The organism is Paenibacillus sp. FSL R7-0026, from assembly GCF_038004485.1.
In the GTDB taxonomy this organism is placed as follows: Bacteria; Bacillota; Bacilli; order Paenibacillales; family Paenibacillaceae; genus Paenibacillus; species Paenibacillus xylanexedens_A.
Window position 1 is genome coordinate 217,515 of sequence record NZ_JBBORG010000002.1, and the last position, 23,163, is coordinate 240,677.

At 45.7% G+C, this 23,163-nt stretch carries 24 protein-coding genes; all 24 read right to left on the minus strand.

The features are described 5' to 3' along the window. Positions 1-12: 12 nt before the first annotated feature. Complete coding sequence (locus MKY44_RS29940) at positions 13-408, minus strand: GntR family transcriptional regulator (RefSeq protein ID WP_074093926.1); 396 nt, start codon at positions 406-408, stop codon at positions 13-15. Between the two features lie 215 nt (positions 409-623). Beyond that, positions 624-1,697: an AI-2E family transporter gene (locus MKY44_RS29945; protein ID WP_081745953.1), complete on the minus strand. Its 1,074-nt coding sequence runs from the start codon at positions 1,695-1,697 to the stop codon at positions 624-626. Between the two features lie 177 nt (positions 1,698-1,874). After that, positions 1,875-2,666 carry an ABC transporter permease gene (locus MKY44_RS29950; RefSeq protein ID WP_341010148.1) on the minus strand — a complete coding sequence of 264 codons (792 nt, stop codon included), beginning with the start codon at positions 2,664-2,666 and terminating at the stop codon, positions 1,875-1,877. Next, complete coding sequence (locus tag MKY44_RS29955; RefSeq protein ID WP_310338365.1) at positions 2,659-3,567, minus strand: ABC transporter ATP-binding protein; 909 nt, start codon at positions 3,565-3,567, stop codon at positions 2,659-2,661. Before MKY44_RS29955 ends, MKY44_RS29950 begins: the two co-directional genes overlap by 8 nt. 32 nt (positions 3,568-3,599) lie before the next feature. After that, complete coding sequence (locus tag MKY44_RS29960) at positions 3,600-3,851, minus strand: hypothetical protein (RefSeq protein ID WP_143760279.1); 252 nt, start codon at positions 3,849-3,851, stop codon at positions 3,600-3,602. 251 nt (positions 3,852-4,102) lie between these two features. Beyond that, a complete protein-coding gene (locus tag MKY44_RS29965; RefSeq protein WP_341010153.1) occupies positions 4,103-4,624 on the minus strand; it encodes a hypothetical protein in 522 nt (173 codons plus the stop codon). An 84-nt stretch (positions 4,625-4,708) separates the two neighbouring features. Beyond that, positions 4,709-5,293, minus strand: a complete 585-nt coding sequence (locus tag MKY44_RS29970) for a VanZ family protein (protein WP_341010155.1) — start codon at positions 5,291-5,293, stop codon at positions 4,709-4,711. Between the two features lie 10 nt (positions 5,294-5,303). Beyond that, entirely contained in the window at positions 5,304-7,463 is a 2,160-nt protein-coding gene (locus MKY44_RS29975) for a WD40/YVTN/BNR-like repeat-containing protein (protein ID WP_341010157.1), read from the minus strand. 21 nt (positions 7,464-7,484) lie between these two features. After that, positions 7,485-8,405: an LCP family glycopolymer transferase gene (locus MKY44_RS29980; protein WP_341010159.1), complete on the minus strand. Its 921-nt coding sequence runs from the start codon at positions 8,403-8,405 to the stop codon at positions 7,485-7,487. 13 nt (positions 8,406-8,418) lie between these two features. Next, positions 8,419-9,750: a UDP-glucose dehydrogenase family protein gene (locus MKY44_RS29985; protein WP_091033824.1), complete on the minus strand. Its 1,332-nt coding sequence runs from the start codon at positions 9,748-9,750 to the stop codon at positions 8,419-8,421. 32 nt (positions 9,751-9,782) lie between these two features. After that, positions 9,783-11,165 carry a sugar phosphate nucleotidyltransferase gene (locus MKY44_RS29990; protein WP_339785670.1) on the minus strand — a complete coding sequence of 461 codons (1,383 nt, stop codon included), beginning with the start codon at positions 11,163-11,165 and terminating at the stop codon, positions 9,783-9,785. Next, positions 11,162-12,190 (minus strand): polysaccharide pyruvyl transferase family protein, encoded by a 1,029-nt coding sequence (locus MKY44_RS29995; protein ID WP_341010161.1) that lies wholly within the window; start codon positions 12,188-12,190, stop codon positions 11,162-11,164. The genes MKY44_RS29990 and MKY44_RS29995 overlap by 4 nt, the downstream gene beginning before the upstream one ends. Then, a complete protein-coding gene (locus tag MKY44_RS30000; RefSeq protein WP_091033833.1) occupies positions 12,177-13,553 on the minus strand; it encodes a lipopolysaccharide biosynthesis protein in 1,377 nt (458 codons plus the stop codon). The genes MKY44_RS29995 and MKY44_RS30000 overlap by 14 nt, the downstream gene beginning before the upstream one ends. 8 nt (positions 13,554-13,561) lie before the next feature. Next, complete coding sequence (locus MKY44_RS30005; RefSeq protein ID WP_341010163.1) at positions 13,562-14,467, minus strand: glycosyltransferase; 906 nt, start codon at positions 14,465-14,467, stop codon at positions 13,562-13,564. A 43-nt stretch (positions 14,468-14,510) separates the two neighbouring features. Then, entirely contained in the window at positions 14,511-15,533 is a 1,023-nt protein-coding gene (locus MKY44_RS30010; protein WP_341010165.1) for a glycosyltransferase, read from the minus strand. A gap of 11 nt (positions 15,534-15,544) precedes the next feature. Continuing rightward, a complete protein-coding gene (locus tag MKY44_RS30015) occupies positions 15,545-16,489 on the minus strand; it encodes a glycosyltransferase family 2 protein (RefSeq protein WP_341010167.1) in 945 nt (314 codons plus the stop codon). Positions 16,490-16,510: 21 nt separating this feature from the next. Beyond that, positions 16,511-17,581 (minus strand): glycosyltransferase family 4 protein, encoded by a 1,071-nt coding sequence (locus MKY44_RS30020; RefSeq protein WP_341010169.1) that lies wholly within the window; start codon positions 17,579-17,581, stop codon positions 16,511-16,513. Positions 17,582-17,615: 34 nt separating this feature from the next. Next, positions 17,616-18,095 carry a PssE/Cps14G family polysaccharide biosynthesis glycosyltransferase gene (pssE, locus tag MKY44_RS30025; protein WP_341010170.1) on the minus strand — a complete coding sequence of 160 codons (480 nt, stop codon included), beginning with the start codon at positions 18,093-18,095 and terminating at the stop codon, positions 17,616-17,618. Next, on the minus strand, positions 18,092-18,550 hold the full coding sequence (gene pssD, locus MKY44_RS30030; RefSeq protein ID WP_341010171.1) for a PssD/Cps14F family polysaccharide biosynthesis glycosyltransferase: 459 nt from the start codon (positions 18,548-18,550) through the stop codon (positions 18,092-18,094). Before pssD ends, pssE begins: the two co-directional genes overlap by 4 nt. Beyond that, a complete protein-coding gene (locus MKY44_RS30035; protein WP_341010172.1) occupies positions 18,547-19,923 on the minus strand; it encodes an O-antigen ligase family protein in 1,377 nt (458 codons plus the stop codon). The genes pssD and MKY44_RS30035 overlap by 4 nt, the downstream gene beginning before the upstream one ends. Positions 19,924-19,957: 34 nt before the next feature. Further along, on the minus strand, positions 19,958-20,617 hold the full coding sequence (locus tag MKY44_RS30040; RefSeq protein WP_341010312.1) for a sugar transferase: 660 nt from the start codon (positions 20,615-20,617) through the stop codon (positions 19,958-19,960). Between the two features lie 35 nt (positions 20,618-20,652). After that, positions 20,653-21,555, minus strand: a complete 903-nt coding sequence (gene galU / locus MKY44_RS30045; protein WP_338591940.1) for a UTP--glucose-1-phosphate uridylyltransferase GalU — start codon at positions 21,553-21,555, stop codon at positions 20,653-20,655. 187 nt (positions 21,556-21,742) lie between these two features. Next, complete coding sequence (locus MKY44_RS30050; protein WP_017690123.1) at positions 21,743-22,420, minus strand: CpsD/CapB family tyrosine-protein kinase; 678 nt, start codon at positions 22,418-22,420, stop codon at positions 21,743-21,745. Beyond that, the gene (locus MKY44_RS30055) at positions 22,401-23,150 is read right to left on the minus strand and encodes a YveK family protein (RefSeq protein WP_074093909.1); all 750 of its coding nucleotides are present in this window, start codon (positions 23,148-23,150) and stop codon (positions 22,401-22,403) included. Before MKY44_RS30055 ends, MKY44_RS30050 begins: the two co-directional genes overlap by 20 nt. Between the last annotated feature and the right edge of the window lie 13 nt (positions 23,151-23,163).

Below are 23,163 nucleotides of genomic sequence, written 5' to 3' on the forward strand. Positions count from 1 at the left end.
TCCCTTGATTCGTTATTCTCTGTTGTGACCCATCTTCACATCGTCATACATTTGGTCTAACACCGCAGATAGTTCCTCTTTGGTCATTCCACGACAGATCGCTTCGGCAATAATCGGTCTTAATTCTCTTTGCTGCTTTTTCAAAAAATCATCCGTTAAACCAGGCATTCCATCAGGGTTCACTACAACTCCCTTTTGTCTATGAACCAGAATGTATCCATCTTGCTTGAGTAGTGTATATGCCTTGTTGACGGTGTGAAGGTTAACACCGATATCTGCGGCCAAATTCCGAACCGAAGGTAACGCCTCACCTAGCTGTAACTCACCACTAGCAATACCTTCAATAATTTGATAAACAAGTTGCGAATAGATGGGAAGTTCGGATTGCATATCCAGTTGAATAATCAAGAGTTCACCTTCTTTTTGTTATCTGTTATATATCAAGTATAACAGGTATAACATGAGTGAGCAATATGTATGAAAAAAAGCCGCATATTAATGGCGAGGGCAAACTTACCTGACCCTTCACCATTGATATGCGGCTTATCCTGTTGAGCTTATCGATGTGATTCAAGAACAAACATTAGTAGTTACACATGACAGCGTTGTATTTCAAATTCCATTTAAGTTTCAGTCTTATCTTCGACAATCCGATAATGGATTTTGCGAACTATAATTTTCAGTATCATATATAGCGGAATCACGATGATCATACCCAAGATATTTCCCAGGTCAGCACCCACGAGCAAAAGGATAACAGTAGTCAGTGGGTGAATATCGAGCTGTTTGCCATAGACATAAGGTGAGATTAGGTTATCCTGAATTTGCTGTGCGATTACAATGATGACCAGTGACCAGATCGCCATCGAAGGTGATTCGATAAACGCGACAATGACAACCGGGATAGCTGCCAGCAAAGCACCCACATAAGGGATGAAGTTCAGAATAATCGATACAACAGTCAGCAGCAAAGCGTAAGGTAAACCTAAGATGAGAAAACCGATGTACATCAGAATCCCCAAGGCTACATTAACAATAACCCGGCCAACAATATAGTTGCTTAGCGCTTCATCGATCTCATGGACGGTTTCTTCCCCATCCTTCCGATAATGCCTTGGCAACAATAAGGTTAGATTCGTTCCAAACTTGCTGCCTTCCTTAAGCATGTAATACAACATGATCGGGAACGTTGCCAGAATAATAACCAGATTGGATACCACGGAGAATAACCCGGAGACATAATTGGTTACCTGAGTGATCCCTTGGCTCAGAACATCGGATAATCGTGAGAATAGATTGGAATCATCAGGCAGGTATCTGGATACAACATTGCTCTTTTCAAGTGCATTCAACTGATCGCTGAGTGAAGTAACCAACGCTGGAGCATTCTCCACGAAATTCATCAATTGTTCACGCAGGGAAGGCCATACAAGCACACTAAAACCTGCAAGTATTAATGCAATTACGACATAAATAATTAGAACTGACAATGCACGTTTGATCTTATGCCTTTCCATATAATCGACAAGCGGGCGCAGCAGATAATAGAAGAAACCAGCAATCAGCAGCGGAATGATGATGATGTGAATCAGTGAGGTCAGGGGGCTGAAAATAAAGTTCACTTTTTCCCCCAGATACACGATGAGCAGCAGCAGAATAATCGCTGTGCATATGCGGTAGAACTTGTTATTTATCAAGAAACGTGATCCCTCCATGCGCTGCGTTGCCAAAGTGACTGCGGCGTTCATATGTATATCTAGTCATTTACTTATGATACTAAGTACCCTTAAATGACAGTCATGCCACAGGCGATGCTGAATATACACTTATTTTCTTTCCAAAACAAACATTGGAGCAAAAAAAAGAAGCAGGCGTTAGCCTGCCACATCTCTTTTGCTGAATACAACCCAGGAAATCACCATGAAAATAACGTAATACACCGCCAGAACTGCAATGGAGAAACCCAGTGTCATTCCCGCACTTGGACCACCCATTAGCGCAAAATCCGCCCCGGAGGTCATGTATTTGCTAAGATCCATGTTGTTGAACAGAACATACTTGGCCCACTCATAACGGACCGGATTGAATATGAGTGAGAAGATACTCTGTGAGAACATAATGAACAGGGATAATCCAATCGCAAGTGCACCTGAACGAAATACGGAGGACACCATAAAGGCAATCGCAAGCGTAATGAACAGATCAACGTACAAATATCCCCATAACGTCAGAGCATTCGTAGCCGGACTACTGCTTCCTCCCGGAGCATCATGCGAGAAAAGGATATAAGACGTTAGCATGGCCATCGCGATGATCAGCAATGTACTGACAATACTGAAGCCAATGACGGTCAGATATTTGGAAGCGAGAACTTTGCTTCGTGACCATGGACGGATCAGCAATAGCTTAATGGTTCCCCACGTAAATTCGCCCGCAACCGATTCCGCTGCAATCACGACACAGAAGATCGTGTTCAGGAAAAATGTAATCTGGATGGTCGTTACAGCCGCTTCCCAGTACAACACTTCATTGGACCCCATGCCTTCTCGCAGTAACACTGGCATTAATAGCGAGATCAGCGCCAGAATCGATAACATGATCCAGGTACGGGGACGACGGAAAATTTTCATATTCTCATTTAATATCAGATTACCAAAACTACCCAATGCCTCCACCCCCAGTGACTTGCAAGAATTGTTCTTCCAGGGTGTGAGTCACGTTACGAATACCGTATACCTGAAACCCTTCGCTAACCAGCTTGGCATTGATATCCGGAATCTGCTCACGAGACACCCGCATCACCAGGACATTGCCCTGTACGATAGCACCCTGAATCAGATCCGCAGCGCGGTCAGCATCATTCAGCTCAAAGGCAACTTCGATTAATGCATCCGAACCGGCTTCAGCCCGAAGGTTTCTTACATCAATCAACTTGCCATTCTGGATGATGGCTACCGTATCACACATCAGCTCCATCTCTGACAGCAGATGACTGGATACAAAGACCGTAATGCCTTCCTCTTGGGTGAGCTGACGCAAATAATCTCTCAGTTCCCGTATACCCTGTGGGTCCAGACCATTGGTCGGCTCATCCAGTACAAGCAGCTTCGGTTTATGTAATATCGCTTGCGCGACCCCCAGACGCTGGCGCATGCCCAGTGAATAGGTTTTGACCTTATCGTGAATACGAGCTGTGAGCCCCACACGCTCAATTGTTTCCGCAATACGTTCCTTCGTAACTCCCGGCGACATGCGGGCAAAGTGAACGAGATTCTGGTACCCGGTCAGAAACTTGTACATTTCCGGATTTTCCACGATAGCTCCTACCTGGGCTACCGCCTTCTCAAATTCATTCTTCACACTGTGTCCCGAGATGAAAATGTCACCTTTACTGATGGACATCAGTCCAACCATCATCCGAATCGTTGTTGTTTTCCCCGCGCCATTAGGTCCTAAAAAACCAAAAACCTGCCCCGGAGAAATATCCAGAGTCAGGTCGCTGACCAATGATCGGGAGGATATGATCTTGCTGACGCCCTGAATCCGGACGACCGGCTCCTGCTGCATTCAATCCCCTCCTTCATGGACGAGCACATCATTCATGCCCGTTTCTCATATGAACATAGTGTATCATAATCTTTAGTATATTGTCCCGCAAACTGGGATTTCCCCTGACGTTTCGCTTCAACTACACACGCTTCACAGCATCCAAGCGGCATTTCACTCCGGTAGAATCCGGTGCGAAATACGTGATTGCCTCCATTGCCCTCTTCCTTCATTTCGACAGAGCTTCTAGTGACCGACACAATCATCCCACAACTGACACAGTAAAAGCGGCCCGTTTCGATCAATGATATTCCTTCCCCTCACAAGGAGCTTAGAAGTCCTTGTTATTTGTCGTTAGACGCTGAAAATTGATACATTTTGTATCTATCTCGTAATTTACTTGACACCGGGACTAATGTCAAGGCTTTACAGCCATAAAAACAAGCAAAACACAAAAAAAGCTCCATAAATGCGACAAAAGTCTCGCATTTATGGAGCCCCATGTTAGGTAAATGATACAATTCGGTTCAATGTATGGGTTAATATTATTCCTTGATCAGTCACTATTATCGACCTGCGAGGTATCCTCATTTTTCTGATTTGGATAATACCAGAGTAAGGTCCACTCATCGCCATCCTCTACCAGATAACAGGTCTGCACAATATCGAATTGACCAAAGGTACCTGAGTACTTCTGGGTGACCCGGATTCTGTAGGCTTCAGAAAATGCCTTAACGCCATCGATCACGTTTACATCGAACTCGCGCTCCGGCTTCTCCATCTCTAGCTCAAACGTTTCCACGCCAAAATGCTGCATAAATATATGTGCTCTGTTCTGTACGTAAGCACTCTTGGGAAACCGCTCTTTCATCAGGGGATGAAAGAGTTCCCACGAACTGCCGAAGTCACCTGTCTGCTCATATTTGTAAAACTCTTCGGCAACAGCAGCAGCTTCATCCGATGTATCTGCCTGAAACAAATACGGAATGGTTCTGGCAATCAACCATAGCAATAATACAATGATCGCGATGAAGCCGATCTTTTTGAGCAAAGCATTCCGGTTCCTTCTTCGCAGCATGTCCAGTCCTCCTTGTCCTACTCCATACTTATGATGGATGGCAGACAAGTAGAAGTTGAACGATACATCTAATTTCCTGGGAAATCACTCGCTGTGAATGGAAGTACGTTTTCCTTTTCTGATCCTTCGGATCATGGACTGAAGTCCTGCATATATGGCAATCCCACAGCAGCCGCCGAGCAAGTCTACTCCAACATCACGTATCGAGCTTGTCCGGTCCGGGCTGAACTGCTGAATATACTCATCAATGGAGGCTATAACAAACACCACAGCCAGAGCAGAAACGATACTGGTCACAAGGGATGTTCTTCTGTACCGCAGCCCGCCGTACACAAGCACGGCGAGCACAGCGTATACAAATAAGTGCGCACTCTTGCGAAAGATGAACTCTGCAAAATCATACGGCCGCTGCTTCAGCGAATACTCATACTCCCCGTAAGTGAATTGTACATCAGGAAGCGTAAAACCGATGTGCAATTTTTGAGACCATTTATGAAGCCAAGGCTGAATGTCTTGCTGTTGAGAGGATTGCGCGGACATGGACCAGATGACCAGAATCCAGATCACAATTAACAGCAGAGCAATGAGAAATCCGTACGTTCTTCGTACATGCTTTTGTCTCGTGCGCCCGGAGCCCTCCTCCATCATTTTGATCTTCACCACTTTCATATCTCTCTCGTTATTCTATTGATCCAACATACATGCCTCTGCCATTTGTACCTACATATACCTGACCATAGATTTGACGGTCTGCCGCCATAATTTGCGGTTCATTGCCCAGCCCGATTCCATTACCTAAAGGACCTATATTGTTCCAGGTTACCCCCATATCATCGGAACGGAAGAATCCATTCACATTATTTACGGTGCCATATACATAAACGGCTGGGACAAATTTGCCTGGCTGAGCTTTACCAAAGGCAAATAATTTGGAATTCTGTACACCTTGGATCTTGGAAAATGTATTTCCCGAGTTCGTTGATGCATATAATCCATCGGTTCCCAGACTCACCCATACATTATTCGCCACGCCAGGTGCAGCCTCGACTTTAATGAAGCTTGTATTGATATCCGTATTAATAGGAAGGCGAACTGTATTCGCTTTGGACCAGTTGGCACCTGCATCCGTAGACCGATACAGATAACCAGCAGCATACATATAAAATTTATATCCATTGATGCGATCCGCAGCCAGTGGATGATTATAGGCAAAAACCATATTCCCCCCGATGGCCTGAAAAGGGGCACCATTCATATTTTGCCATGTTGCGCCACGATTCGTGCTTCTGACCGGATTACCGGTCTGGGGGTAATAAACAATTACATTTGGATTAATGGCTGAATAGGCCACCCGCCCCAGTGTAGAACCTGCCGGAACGTTTACTGGAGTTACGGTAACTCCGTTATTGGAAGAGACAAATAAACGTGTGGTCGTACCATACCAGTCACTGCTTCCCAGAAATATCATGTAATTCGGATTTGCCTCATGATAGTCAATACTCACAATTTCTCGCATACCTGCGAGCGGGATTTTATTAAGAGGAACATCGGTTACATTTTCATGTCTAAATCCGACCTGATCCGTTAAACCACTAAAGAATGAAACACCCTGTGGTGGTGTGGATGCCGTGAGTGCGACGACTTCTTCATGACCATCGGTAATGGCTTCCCAAGTACTCGCAGTACTGCCAGTCAATCCAGTGGTACCATTGATATTTTCCGTCTTGTACACGCCAAACCAGTCTGTAGCGTATACGGTGCCCGGATTATGTGGGTCAAACTTGATACTGGATGTCGCTGAGAAAAACATGTTGGGTGTCCACCAGGACGGTTTGGATACCAGCGTTTTGCTCACTGTTGTCCAACTCTGTCCGCCATTAACGGAACGATACAGTGGCAGATTATCTCCGCCTGTTCGAACGGCTGCCAAGATATGATTATCGTTTTGGGGATCAATCGTGATTCCATAATAAGATGAGTAACTGGAGCTGGGTGTTATATTCGTCCACTGCACACCATTGAACTTGTAGACGCCCTGATTATCCGTGGTCACATACAACGTCCCGTTCTTCGCCACAGTCATACGTGCAGGATATTCGGGACTTCTCCCGGTAAGTTGCCAAGTGGTCTGCCCATTGCTTCTTGGTGCTTTGCTGTACACACCAATGCCGCGAACCCCCGCATACACAACTTGACCTTGCTTCGTCACGGGATTCAATCCATAAGCTACACTCCGAATACCCTCACCGGACAGTCCGCTAGGTACATCCCATACCTTGCTCCATGTGGCTGCACCATCACTGGAAGTGTACAATCCATCATATCGTGTACCCACATGCAGGTAATTGGAGTTCGTGGGATTAACCGCGATGCTCTCCCCCATGGCTCGATGGATATTTCCATTTGATTCATTCCGAAGATTAAGTCCGGTTCGAATCCAGGTCTCTCCCCGATCCGTGGATTTCAGAATATCGCTCGGCCCCACGTTACCGTACTTCCCAGCAGCGATATACACGACATTGGGGTTTTGCTGATCCAGCGCAATTCCATCCACGCCGTACAGATTGCTGTCCTCATCTCCAAAATGATCCAGTAGTGGAACCCAATCTCCTGAAGTTACATCCAGTCGGTAAGCTCCTCCAACGTCAGTTCGAGCGTAAACCAGATCAGGCTCGGTCGGATGAATGACCACCCCCGTAACGTACCCACCACCACCAATAGGTATATTATTCCACTCATAGTTTTGAGCTGATTGAACATAATTTGTACTTGCCGGTATCATGAGCATATACATTAGTAGCACAATCAGGGACAATTTCATTAGCCTGGAGATACGCATCTGGTTCACCGCCCTATCCGATCATTTTGAATGTTCTTCAATCATTTGATGTATCCTGTCTCGTTCCGACTGTTCCACGATATAGTAATACACTCCGTCTATTTTCTTGCCCGTGCCTTTAATCTCAACGGATTCAATATGATCCAGTACCGAACGATAATTGGAGAACATCTGCTTCATCTCATCAAAGGTAACGTCGGTTCTGACGTGAGCACTGACTTCGTCCAGCAACGTCTCCAATTGCAACACGTTGGATACCTGGACCGTATTCTTCAGCACTTGTTTGATGATCTCCCGCTGACGGTCATTCCGCCCCAGATCTCCCTTCGGATCATCATAACGCATCCGCGAAAATCCCAAAGCAGCTTCACCATCCAGATGAATATTCCCTTGCTCGAACCGGTAACCCTCATAGTCAAATGCAAACGGGTTATTCACATTCACTCCACCCACCATGTCGATGACTTGTGCAAAGCCCTCCATATTCACTTTCATGTAGTAATGTATGGGAACGTCAAGCAATTGTTCCACCGTTTGCACAGACATGTTAACGCCCCCAAAAGCATAGGCATGGTTGATCTTATCCTCCGTGCCGTGACCAACAATATTCGTTCTGGTATCTCGGGGGATGTTAAACATAAGTGCGGATTGTTTCGCAGGATTAACACTTAATACAATCATGGTGTCGGAGCGCCCCCGATCATTGGAACGTTCATCCACACCCAGAATTAAAGCATTAAAAGGTTCTTCATTCTCCATGTCCACAGGGAAATCTCCCCCACCCCGCTGGTCCACAATAGATACCTGCTTGATGGGTTCCCGGGGTTCATACATTTGATCCGCCGCTGATTTAACATGCGAATACAGATACACAGAATATCCAATCATGACAACTGCAACAAGGGAGATGGCACCTAATGTTATTTTGATCCCGCGTCTCATGTTATGGCCTCCGTTAGATGACTGCCGTTTTTCTACCATCGATATTGGTTAGACCTGGACGACCAACGGAGTAGTATTGGAAGGACGTATCTTTAATCTGATCTTCTCCGTAGATGTTTCTTCCATCAATCAGGATGGGTTGATTCATATGCGCTGCCAAATCAGTCAGATTAACCTCCATGAACTCTTTCCATTCCGTCAGAACGCAGAGTGCATCAGCACCTTCCGCCGCTTTCATGGCACGCTCTTCCCACGTAATGGATGGGGAATCCACCTCTTTGCGGAAGTTCTCGGTAGCGATGGGGTCATATGCCCGAATCACCGCTCCCTGCTCAAGCAAACGTTGAATAATCTCAATCGCCGGAGCATCACGAACGTCATCGGTATCCGGTTTGAAAGCAAGCCCCCAGATGGCAATCTCCTTCCCTTCGAGTGAGCCTAGTGCATCTTCCAGTTTACGAATGACGTTGAAGCGTTGATCTTTGTTCACTTCCACCACGGACTTCAGCAGTTTGAAGTCATAATCCACATTACCTGCAATTTGAATCAGAGCTTGTGTATCCTTAGGGAAACAGGAACCTCCGTAACCAATGCCTGCCTTGAGGAAGGAGGCACCGATTCGTCTGTCATAGCCCATGCCTTCGGCAACGCGACTGACATCTGCTCCTACTTTTTCACAGATGTTAGAGATTTCGTTGATAAATGAGATCTTGGTTGCCAAGAAAGCGTTGGATGCATATTTAATCATTTCGGCCGAGCGAATATCCGTAACAATAATCTGATCGGTTAATGGCTGATGCAGCTCTTTCAACGTGGCGACTGCCCGTTCACTATGTGTCCCAATGACTATCCGGTCAGGATAGAGCGTATCCTGGACAGCGGTACCTTCTCGCAGGAACTCCGGTACCGATGCCATGTCGAATGGATGATTCGTCAGACTGCTGATCCATTCCTGAATACGATCGTTGGTTCCGACAGGAACAGTGCTTTTAGTCATTATTATTTTATAATTATCCATATAAGAACCTATTTCTCGCGCGACAAGCTCAATAAAGCTCAGATTTGCTTCGCCATTAGGCAGGGATGGCGTACCCACCGCGATAATGATGATATCCGAACGACTGATAGCATCCTGAATGTTGGTGGTGAATGACAGCCTTCCTGCTTTCATATTGGCATTCATGATATCCTTCAGACCCGGTTCATAGATCGGAACATGACCGTCCGTTAACATATTCACTTTTTCCACATTGTTGTCGACACAGATCACGTTATTTCCCAGTTCCGAAAAACATACGCCTGATACCAAACCCACATACCCTGTGCCAATCACCGTAATATTCATTCCATAATCTCCCCCATGTTCTAATGTGTTGGTTACGCGTGCTTCACATATGTCTGAACTATGTCCTGCCATTCGGTAGACACTCTAACGATATCTTCCTCAATCAGCTGGCTGCCGATCTGTACTTCAATGATCTCCAGTTCCGTAACAGCTCTGACGGAATGAAGCATACTCCGGTCAATGATCACCGTATCTCCTTGCCCGATCATTCGGCTCTTCCCATCCAGAATCAATTCCCCTGTTCCCGATACAACCGTCCATACCTCATTGCGAAGCAAATGGTATTGATAACTCAGGTTTTTCCCGGCACTGATGCAGATTCGTTTGGTGAGAACCTCGCCGCCAGCTTCGTTTCTTGTGTAATCCAGAACCCGGTAGCAACCCCACCTACGCTCCTCATACATAGGGCGTTGATCCTCGTTCTTCAAGATTTCCTTGATCCGTGGGCTGGCTTCTTTGTCACTGACCAGAATGCCATCCGGACTCACGGCGACCACCACATCTGACAATCCCAATATGGCAACCGGAATGTTCAATTCATTGACCAGGTGTGTATTCAAGGAATCTCCCGTAATCCACCCTTTTCCTACAACCGAGCTTCCCATCTCTTCCGTGAGTGTGTTCCACGTGCCTAGATCTTTCCAGAAGCCGTTATACGGAATAGCGATAATCTGATTTGCCTTCTCGACAACCTGGTAATCAAAACTGATCTTGTTCAATCTTCCGTATTGCTTCAGCATTTCGTCATACTGGATCGGCAGTTCCATCTCAATGAGCAGATTAATCAAATAACCAAGCTTAAAAGCAAAAACCCCGCAATTCCATAATGCGGCCTGCTCAATCATGAGGACCGCATCGGATTCGCAGGGTTTCTCCTGGAACTTCGCTACATTCACGTATTCATTGTTATTTTCACTTGAAGATAGGGACTGCGGAATGATGTATCCGTACTTCTCTGACGGGTACGTCGGCACAACTCCCATCAAGGCCAGATCAGCACCAGACTTATCAAGCATCTCCGGTAAGGTTGCCAGTACTTCGAAGAATTCTTTTTCAACAAAGGGATCTACAGGCAACACTGCAATTGTCTCATTCAGACTCACACTCTCTACGGAATACAGATAGGAGGCAGCGAGTGCAATCGCAGGAAACGTATCTCTGCGCTCAGGCTCCACAACCAGTCTCACATCGTCTCCCAGCTGAGAAGTCAGAATCTCCACCTGTGGCAAACTGGTCGCGATAAGCGCCTCTGATGCAAGTCCGGCATGATTCAGCTGTCTCCATACCCGCTGTACCATGGATTCCGGATTTCCCTCTGGCCCATGAAGAACTTTAAGAAATTGCTTGGATCTGGAATCGTTGGATAACGGCCAGAGACGCTTGCCAGAACCACCGGATAACAGAATACTTCTCATAGGGCTGCACCATCCGACAACACAACCGTACTTGCTCCCTTGCCGGTCTCGGTTGGCTTGTTATATGTGCTGGTCTGATTGGACTCCAGTCTGCCTGCCGGATTGTTCTTGGTCCAAGCTGCATAATAATTCGAGTTCTTGCCGTATGAATTATCCAGCAGGATGTTCGGTTGATCCAGGAGACAGGCCAGAATATGTCCATGCAGACGGGATGTCGTGATGGTTTGGTATTGATTGAATTCCTTAATGGCCGTATGTACCATCCGATCAGAGTATTTGTACCACAACCAGCGGGCAAAAGAGCTGCCTTTCCCTGACTTTAACCGGGATGTAATCATGCGAATGATCTTCCGGTCTACCCGGTTGTACAATGTCTCCCAGTCTTTAAACGTGGCCTTGGGTCCACTGACGGATTCGTAATGCACCTGATTCTGAGTTTTCTCAATGTCTTTACGGAAGAAATACAACATCTCTGCACTAGGCTTGCTCTTGGACTTAAGAGGCCACAACTGATGCGCCATATCCGGAGAAAGGTACACATTGGTTTGTTGAAATTCTTTACTGGCTATCTCATAAGATAAGGTGTCCCGGACAAAAAAGTGCACATCCTTATGACGATTGAATACTTGGGCTGTCTTTTTCAATTCAATATCACTCTTATAAAACATCGTCTGAGGCAAAATGACAATCCGGTGATTTGGATGCTGGGCAATCATTCGTTCTCTCAATTTCTGATGGGCAGGGTACAGATCACCAAAGTTACCTCCCCCGTGCAACACAATCGTGATACCTTCCGGTACCTTGAGAGACAATGGGCAATCCAGAATGCTGTATCTGGCACGTACATGAATATCATTGTCCCGGAAGAAAGCCTCAGTACCTTTCATAATCAACAAGTCGCCACCGTTGCTATGCACCGGGTAATCCAAATAATAGATTTCGGTACGCGGTGGAATGACCTTCAAAATTTGACGTAAATGTCCCTTCAACTCTTCCATTGGATGAATATTGTTAGTGCCCAGCATCTCCATCTCCTCCTTGGGTGACTCTTCTTCTTTTTTTGTTTAACCGTTCATAGAGAAACGGTATATCTTCCTTGTCATAGAACATGGCGGCAAACTTCACCTTAAATACAATCTTCATCGCAGCCACAGTAACCACCATTCGTACAATGGACCCGATCAATAAGGCAATCGCAATTCCGTTGAGCCCCCACAGCGGGGTGAATACAAAAAACAAAGCCACCGTAACCGAGAGTGCAATGAGCTGTCTGATCATCACAAGTCCAGGCCGACCAAGTGCATTAAATGCGGATGCCAGAATCCAGGAGCCACCACCAATAATGCATTCCACAGCCAAAATATAAAACGCGACACTCGCTTCCAAAAATTCGGAGCCAAACAGAAGACCCATCAGGTAGTTCCCCACAAACATGGTGGGTATTACTATGATCATCATGACCATGAGCGAGATGCGGAAGGCTCTGCCAACCGTTCGAATAATCTGCTCTTGGGGCAATCCGGTCACTTTTGGAAAAACAACATTGCTGATCGCCGTCTGAACGGCATTGTAGATTCGGGATAACGCAAATACGACGGAATACAGTCCAAAATCACGCGGGGTGAGCAACGCCAAAATAATGATTTTATCAAACTGGGTATACAGCGTTCCTAACAATTCAACACCATACACCTTGCTGCCATAACCAAAAAGCTTCTTGGCTGAACTCTGGTCCACCCGATCCTTGAACCATCTCAGTCTCAATTCATTACGGTTAGCATAGATAGCCCACGCCACCACGGAGAAGCTGGTTACAAAATAGATCGCGGCCGCGAGCTGAATGCTCAGCATGCCCAGGCCCCATAACACAAAAAGCCCGCCTACATTAAACAGGGGGATCATTAACCGGATACCATTATATACAGCAAATTTCTCCCGACTCTGCGAGAGGGCTGATATGAGATTGATGACAATGAGTACCGGAACGGTAGCAATCGTATACCATCTGGATATCTGCACGACCTCTGGCGGAAAGCTGGAGAGCCAGAAAGGCAATCCAAACCAGGCCACAATGCCAATGATGATGCACACCGGAACTTGAAAAAGAAAGCTTAACCGAACATACTGTGCACTCTTCTCGGTTGCGCTCTGTTTGATGTTATAAATAATAGAAGTTGGTAGTCCAAATCCGACCAATCCGGTTAAGAGCGCAGGCCAGAATAGAATGGCCGAAAACGCACCCTTTCCCTCTACCCCGAACATGCGTGACGTCAAAATGGAAGACAACATCGTCAGTGTCATGACCAGCAGATTGGTTCCACTTGTCTGGAATATGGCACTCATTAAGCCGTTTCCTCTGAATACTTTGCGAAGTGCAACTTGCGCCATAGCGATCCTCATCCCTTACTGTTTTGACGAAGCGACCCAACAATCATGCCGTTTCTGTAACATACTTTGGCAAGCTGACGTGTGAACCGATCTGCATTATAAATGTAAATCAGTGAGGTTGTGATCCCCTGTGCAAGCTTAATGCCATGTTTGGCCGTACGCACAACACCACGATCCTGATCCCGAATGGCATCACTCACACCCTGCCAATAGATTCGGCGCAGAAACCAGTTCTTTGTCGTTCGCTCTTTGGCTACTTTATGTTGTACCGCGCCGTACGGCGTGTAATATACCTTGAACTTTGTCCGTATTCTTGCAATCAACTCACTCTCTTCACTGGAGAGAAGATTATTCCCCACTCTTCCAAGGTCCTCACGGAAGGGAGCCAGTTGATCAAAGACAGATAAACGAAAAGCCACATTTGCACCAAATGGAATATAAGGACTTTTCATTTCAGTGACTTCATCTGCAAAATCCAGAATGGTGAACAGCGACCTGTTCTCCGGTGGAATCCACATCGGCTCAGGCACTTCCCAGATCGGATCAATCTTGCCACCGACACAACCGATATTTTCATTCATCTCAAACACGCTAACGATCTGGCGAATCCAATCCCTGCAAGCAAAAGCATCATCGTCAAGAAACAGGATATACTCGCCGCGCGCCTCGTGAATGGCCCGGTTACGGGCTACAGACAAGCCTTGCTTTTCTTCCAACACATACCGGATCGAATGGTTCTCATGCTGCAAGATGGTTTGAAGCACGACTTCCCGTGTGTTGTCTTTTGAATTGTTATCAATGAGTATGATCTCATAGTCGCTGCTTGCGTAATTCTGTTGTATTGCACTTCGTATGGCCTCTACCGCATCATGTGCACGGTTATACGTACAGATCGCGACGGTTACCTTCATCATTTCATCCCCATATTTTTCAATTAGGTCCACTCGTTCATCTGCACTAACTGGAGTACAGGGTAAGTGTCCTTTGGGCAATCACTGGCCAATCCAGCCGCTCCAACGCTTTGACAAAACCACTGCCTTCCTGAAACTCCGATTGTTTTAACCGGATCATATTCATCGCTTTAAGCAATCCATCCGGATCAGAAGGTTCGTAGAGTACCGCACAATCTTCCGGCAGGTATTCCTCCAACAAGCCAATCCGTGGTGCCACCACCGGTTTACAGAAGGTCAATGCCAGAATTGCACTGCCTGAAGTTGCAATTTGCTTGTATGGAAGAATGATAGAATCAACTGCATCAAAATAGTCCGAATATTCATCATCTTCGATGAAATGAAAATGGGTATGAATATGTCCACTCTTGAGAAATTCATCTCCAAGATCATAGTCCTTCACCTTTTTACCGGCAATCAACAGATGGGCTTGTTCGGAATCCAGATCCTTGAATGCCTCCAGCAAATCATCCACGCCCTTGTACGGCGACACCTGACCGAAGAACGCATACACGTAACTATCCTCCGGGATGCCAAACCGGGAGCGGATATTCACGCCTTTTCCCTGATACACTCCCTTGTAATGTCCATGCGGAATAACCTCGATCCGGCTGGAATCAATCCCAAACGTCGAACAGATCTCCGAGATCAAGGGTTTACCCATGACAATCAGCTTGGAGCAATTTTGGACCAGTATTTTTCTCATCCAATAATCAAACCGCGTCTTGCCGCTGTTGTGTGGCCAGATGTTGTGCACCGTCCAGAACAATTTGGCCCCGCGCAAGCGTGCAAAACAAATCATCAATACATACAGAATGGATTTGATCACTGTTGTCAGCACGGAAGAACCTCTGTAATAGAAGCTGGGCCAATGAAAATGCAGCACATCATTTTTTTTCAGTTTGATTAGATCTTTTTTGGTAAACTGTTTCACTTCCCATCCCTTGTTCTCAATGGAATCGGATAACAGCTCATTGAATTTATTGTTCTCAATCATCTTGGGCAGCATATACACCGTCGGATTTTCCATCCAGGCACCTCTTACTTTAGTTTCATTCGCACAGGTTCCTCTGTATACGTTCCAACTGCGCGTCTTGCATGAAATCTCATTAGAAATCCTTGCATCATAATTTTGGTATTACGCTTGAGCAGCACCCAATCTTTCCACCAGGGATACAGCGACAGTGCTTTTTTCAAATAAACATTATTGCGAAGTGTATTTCTCGACCATTCGAGCATTCGATAATGGTGTAACTGACGGCGCTTCTGTTCCTTGGACATGTCATTGTAGTATTTCAAAATAATCTTGCGTTGGCCCTTGTACTTGGCCGTTGTAGAGGTTGAAATTCGTGGACCACTATGGATGTTGATATCCACCAGCGGTTCTTTCACATTCACGGCGATGTAGCCTCGTTTCAATATACGCAGATAAAAGTCATAATCCTGAGCGGATGTCAGATTTTCATCAAATCGAACTTCACGGGCCAGTGAGGTAAGTACCATGATTTTGGACGTTTCCCCAATCCAGTTGAATGTAAGCAGATCCTCATACCGAATAACATCGCGAGGTTCCACCGACAATTTCCGTTTGACCACCTGATGCTGCTCATTCGTGTATGCGAGATACTTGCTGCAAAAGGTGAATGATTCCTTTGTTCGTTCCAGCACTTCCGCCTGGGTTTTTATTTTGTCAGGCATCCATTCATCATCATCATCCAGGAAGGCAATGTACTTGCCATTGGCTTGGGATATCCCTACATTCCGTGCATGGTTGGCTCCTTTGGGATATGGAACCCGGATGTACCGAATCCGTGAATCTTCCCGGGTCCAAGCCTGACAGATCTCTGGCGTCTGATCTTCTGAACCATCATCCACAATGAAAATCTCCAGATACGGATGTGTTTGCTCACGTACACTTCTCAACGCATTTTTCAATAAATCGGCCCGGTTATGGGTCGTAATGATGCAAGATACCAAGGGGTTCATTTCATCACCTTTTCCTGTTCACTAGGATACCTTCACTTGAAGTGCATCATATATTCCTGACAATCTGCCTACGAGAAGATTCATATCGAACTTATCCGATATAATCTCTCTGTTATGTGAACCCATTCTCGCTCTAACCTCTTCATCCATGATGAGATATTCCAGCGCTGATGTCAGCCCGTGCACATCTCCCGGCTCGATTAACAGCCCATTATGACCGGATGTAATCACTTCGGGGATGCCTCCGACGGTGGTCGATATAATGGGCAAGCCACAATTCATTGCTTCAAGTATGGCCATAGGTAATCCCTCATGATAAGAAGGCAGGACCAGTAGATCCGCTTCCCGCATCAGCTTTTCCTTTTGCTCTCCGTTAATCCAGCCGAGTACATTGACACGATCCTCTATTCCATACTGCTGCACGATTGCTTTGACTTCTTCGACTTCGCCATCCCCTGCCAGATTAAAGGTAGCTGTAACGCCCAGCGCCTTCAATTGCTGAATGGACTGCAGCAGATCGTAGACTCCTTTTCGCTCACCCAGTCTGCCCATGAAGAGCGCATTAACGGCTGCCTGTTGTTCTTTGGCAAACGGTTCTTTAACAAAGACCCCGTTATAAAGAACCTCAATGGCTGTCTCCGGCACAATCGTAGCAAAGTATTCTTTCCACGTCTGGGACAAGACAATCAACTTGTCTGCCTGATTCAGAATGTAGTGACAATACTTGCGCTGCAGAGCAAATTGATTGTAGAAATCATCAAAGCTGGCCGCATGAATATGCAGAATGACTGACTTTCGAAACAACTTTCGTGCGGTTAGCAGAAATAGAGACTTCCGATAAAAGCTCCCGTTGTTTGCCATATGAATATGCACGATATCCGGCTTAAACGTGTACAGCTTCATCCAGAATTGAATGAATCCCCGTATAAAAATAAGCAGTCGTGAGAACACGCTGCCCGTGATATACGTTTCGACCCGCTGCATGGCGTACATTTCCGAGATGGAGGAATCCTCAATGTTTTTGATGACACTCACAATTCCACCCATATCCTTCAAGGATGATCCAACAACCAATACTTTTGGTTTCATCATAGACTCCTTTTTTCATCGTTAATCTTCAGACCACTTACAGACTATTCACGTAATTTTTAATGGATGAGATCAGATCAGACTGTTTTCTTACATAGGGCTGGAACGTCAGCTCCTCTATGCAAGGAACCAGTTTTTGCAATTCAGCCCGACTCTCCGCGACGGCCACATAGCCGTTATCCTGAAAAACCTTGGAGATCTCAAGCTGATGGTCATCCACATGCTCTCCCCATTCTTTCCGGCGTGGAATGACGATAACCGGCTTGCCCCGTTCGAGTGAATTCGTAATGGAGCCAACACCCGCATGAGAAATAATGCATCTGCTGCGCTCCACATATTCATTCATCTCTTCCTGCGTGAGGAAAGGAATCACAGTGAAATTTCGCGGCTGATACTCGGTATATCCGGATTGGGCAACAACCTCTTCTTCAATTATTCCGGCCTCAATCGCCTCATCAATAAGCTCAAACATCCGATTGAAGGGAAAACGCTGGGTTCCAACGATAGCAAATATCAAAATAAAGCCCCCCTGTACTTCGCATTGGGATAGCTATCCTGCAACGTTTCCCATTGGATGAAGAACTCATCCGAGATTTTGTACATCAATCTCCCGGTTGCGCTGGAGGAATAGATTTTGGCATAACTTTCGATATAAATCAGCTTGGCACCGAAGATTTTACCGATGAGGCAAAAAGGGTAGGTAGCTCCCGCCCCTGTTGTAATGATCACCTTTGGACGCTCACGCAGATATAGAAAGAACGACTTGATAATGTTAGCCACAAAGATTAGTAAGAACATCGCATTTTTACGCTCTTGCTGCATTAAGAAGTAAACTTTGCCCTGTGCCGAATCGACTTTTCTGCTTTTATTCTTCTCGGTAATCAGGAAATAATCATGTTCATCAACCGCAGGAATAATTTTGGTTAATTCATCAAAATGACCGCCTGTAGAACTGATCAAACAGACCTTCATGTTCTAATCTCCTTTGAAAAGGATACGTCCTTGGCTCGCTGTATCTGTATATCCACTTCTGCTTCAGCCCCTGACTTGGAATGGACTTCATTTCCCGTAGCATATAACGCGTTCAGGAAGATACAGAATGGAGCAATCAGATGAACCGTGGACAGGGTATTGTCAAAAAAGGAATAGGTCAGGAAACCGATAATCATACCGGCAAAATACAACCGGATCATACCGCCCAATCGGAAGTAAACAGCCCGGAACACCAGCAGCAGCGATAGAAACAACAGGATGGCTCCAACTAACCCGCCATCGTAATAAAAACGAATGTATTCATTATGCGGAACGACGAATCCAGAAAAAATACTTCCATCATTCGCTACGAGAGTTGAGCCCAGTCCACGTCCAAATATCGGATACTCATTTGCTTTGCCAATAAAATAATTCCAGGCTACATCCCTTCCCGATAAACCCTTGCTCTCTGACCTCATCTCATAATTGTCCCACTGTGCAATCACCATATAGGCCACAGCGACAACAAACAGAATGAGAGGAATAATGGCACTAACTCTGCCTTTGATGAAGGCTTTCAGTTGATCAAAAAGATAGACCAGAATAATCGGAATAAGCGCAATAAGCGGCCCCCTTGTTCCCGTCTGGACCAGAATGACCAGATGTGTCAAGGTAAGCATGTAATACAGAACAACCTGATGGCCTTGCTTGATCTGAATCAGACAGACACAGATCGAGATAAAACACAACATGGCCAGATGCGCGGCGATGTTAGCTCCCTGTAACCGGGTTACTCCCGACATCTCCAGGTTAGTAATGGACAATATGCCGGCGAGTTGCAGAATATAACCACCAGCAAGACTGAACAGCGGCAACCATGCGAGTACACGTATAATTCGTTGACTGATCTCTCTTGAAAAATGGGGCATCAGCAACAAAAAAGGAACAATGACTCCCAGAAAGGCCTTGAATGGATCGAGCGGACTAACCTTACTGGGCAGATCAGATAGAAAATAACTCTCCACAAATAAAAAACCAATCGCCAATGCAGGATATATCAACTCTTTGCGAATACCAAAGCGTAAAAAAAGAGAGACGACAAAACCCAGAATCGCCAGCTTATAGAAGGACAGTGAATCCAGTCCTGCCAGATGAATGCTAAATATTTTATCAATGGACAATGAAAAACTTACGATGAGAATCATAAAAATCCAGCTGGGCTGTTTAATATAAACGCCCAGCAGAATCACAGCTATGAGTGCAACAACCGAGACTAGCGGAAGATAGATTGCTGCGAAGACAATTACCAGCGAAAAAAGAATGATATTAAACGACTTCATATTTAATGCAGCAAGTATACCGGTCTTTTGCATATCTGCTATGCCACCTCAAAGCCAGAATCGTGTTTCAAAACGCATCCTTCGAACCTACCAGCACCTTGAACGTTCTGAAGATAATTTTGATATCCACCATCATGTTGCGCTCACGGGCATACGTCAGATCCAGCTCTACCATTTCCTCAAAACCAACACTATTTCGACCGCTGACTTGCCATAATCCCGTACATCCCGGAATCATCTGAAGGCGTTGTCTGTCATAGGAAGTGTAGTTCTTCACTTCTCTGGGCAGAGCCGGTCTGGGTCCAACGAGACTCATCTCTCCTCTGAACACGTTCCACAACTGAGGCAGCTCATCCAGACTGGTTTTCCGAATGAACTTGCCAATCCGGGTAATGCGGGGATCATTTTTCATTTTGAACATATTCCCGTTCACTTCATTCTGATCAATCAGCTGTTCCAGCAGATCTTCTGCATTCGCAACCATGGACCTGAATTTGTACATATGAAACTCTTTTCCATTCTGTCCTACCCGTACCTGACGAAAAAAAACAGACCCCTGCGGGGCCTCTATTTTGATGAGTAATCCGATGACCGCAAACAAGGGGCACAAAATGATCAAACCTATGAAAGAACCCAGCAAATCGAGCATTCTTTTCATAAATAGATACACTTTATCCGCATTTTGTCCTGACATCGTTGATGCATTGTACCCCAGACTTGGGTCCATAACAATCTCCGCTTCCTTCGTTTGGGGAGATGGACTCATTCAAACTCCCCCCCGGCTACATGTTCTACCGACTCTTTTTCCAGAATCTGTTGCAGAGCTTGCAGCATTGGAATTCTAAGTTCCTGTTTTTGCAGAGCGAAGTCGATGGTTGTCAAAATGAATCCCAGTTTCTCGCCCACGTCATAACGTACTCCCTCGAAATCGTAAGCATACACTCCTTGTGTCTCATTTAAGCGCTGAATCGCATCTGTTAATTGAATCTCTCCCCCTTGACCAATCTCTTGTTGCTCCAGATGATCGAAAATCTCTGGACTCAGTACGTATCTCCCCATAATCGCCAGGTTGGAAGGCGCTGTGCCTTGGGCAGGTTTCTCTACGAACCTGAGAACCTCTGTCAAACGGCCATCCGATTGAAGCGGGTCCACAATGCCGTATCTGTCTGTTTGTTCAGCAAGTACGGTTTGTACGCCAACAATGGAATGTTGAACCTGATCATATTGATCAATCAACTGTTTGGTGCATGGAACTTCCGATACGACGATGTCATCTCCGAGCAACACGGCAAAAGGTTCGTCACCGATAAAGTTACGTGCACACCAGACAGCATGACCAAGTCCTTTGGCCTCTTTTTGTCTTATGTAGTGGATATCCACGTTAGAAGATTTGCGGACCTCTTCAAGCAAGCCCAGTTTCCCTTTTTCCAGCAAGTTGTGCTCCAGTTCAAAAGCGTTGTCGAAATGATCTTCAATTGCCCGTTTCCCTTTACCGGTTACGATGATGATGTCTTCAATTCCAGAGGCAATGGCTTCCTCAACGATATACTGTATAGTTGGTTTGTCCACAATAGGGAGCATTTCTTTGGGCATCGCTTTTGTGGCTGGCAAAAATCGTGTACCTAGTCCAGCTGCAGGAATGATTGCTTTTCTCACTTTTTTCATAAATACCACCCTATCCTCTTTTTTTTTAGTTTGATAAAAGTTGAACCAGGGCATCTAACCCGTCCTCACGTCATACCTTCGACGATTAACGTCTAAGGTTCATTGAACCCACAGCATGACCGAGTGCCTACAGTGATAAAGGTGCAGTAGACATTACCTGTTTACTTGGGAGCATTGGATGGAAGGTTTACTTCTCTCCGTAACCCACCGGAACTGCAACGTTTTTGATATTGTTCAGGATTGCGCCCAGGATTCGTGCATTCACATGCTCCAGAGCAGCCTTGGTCTTCTTCACCAGTTCCTTCTTGACCTTGCCCGAGTTCACGACCAGCAGCACACCATCACACAGCGAACTCACAATGAGTGCATCCGTTACTGCGAGCACCGGCGGTGTATCAAACATGATGACATCATATTGATCCTCTAACTTCTCAATCAGCCTTTTCATCCGGTTGGAACCGATCATCTCGGAAGGGTTCGGTGGAATTGGGCCAGAAGTGAATAATTGGAGATTGTCGATGTAGCTCTCTCTAAGCACTTCTTCTACACTGTACTGATTAGACAGCACACTACTCAGACCGATATGATTCGGTACGGAAAACACCTGGTGCAAGGAAGGATTACGCAGATCCGCATCGATCAGCAGAACTTTTTTGCCTTCCTGGGCATAGGTTACCGCCAGGTTGCTAATGGTTGTGGTCTTGCCTTCGCCGGATTCAGCGGAAGCCACCATGATTTTTTTGATATGACTGTCGATTGAGGAGAACTGGATGTTCGTCCGTAATTTACGGTATCCCTCCGAGATTTGAGATTTGGAGTTAAAATAGGTCACCAGACTGTTATTTTCATTGGTTTGCCGCGACATATTTGCCATCCCCCACTTTCTGTTGAGATACGTAATTTTTCGTATTTTTCAGATCGTCTTTTTTCATTTTGGATATCACGGTAAGCACAGGCAGACCCAGCTCTTTTTCAAGTTCGGCTTCGGATTTGAATGTGTCATCCAGATAATCCATCAGGAATACAAGTGCAATCGCGAGCACAAGACCTGCGAACAGACTGACAATGATGCTTAATGTGGTTTTCATATTGATTGGAGATGCGTTACTATCCACTTTTGCTTCACTGAGGATAGCCACATTATCGATTTTCATGATTAGGGGGATTTGAGATTGGAACACGTTGGAGATGGCATTGACCGTTTTTGCGGCTTTTTCGTAGGTAGTCCCTTGTACAGTTATGCTCATCACTTGGGATTCGCTGGCTGTAGAGACGGAAGTGCTATTCATGAGCTGAGCAGAGGTTAAGCCCAGGTCCGGATACGTGGTAGCGACTTTATCCATAATGGCGGAAGATTTAATAATTTCTCTGTATGAGTTAATGAGTTTGATATTGGTTTGTATCATGCTGAAGTCCATCATCGCCTGGCCTTGAACGTTAGAGGTCTGGTTTACGATAAGCTTGGAACTTGCCTCATAGATCGGTTGGGTGAAGAAAATACTTTTGACCCCTGCACCCACACCCGCTACCAGAGCAATTGCAACAATCAACCAAAGTTTCTTTTGTAAGAGTCGAAAATATCCTTTCAGTTCCACTTTCATTCCTCCT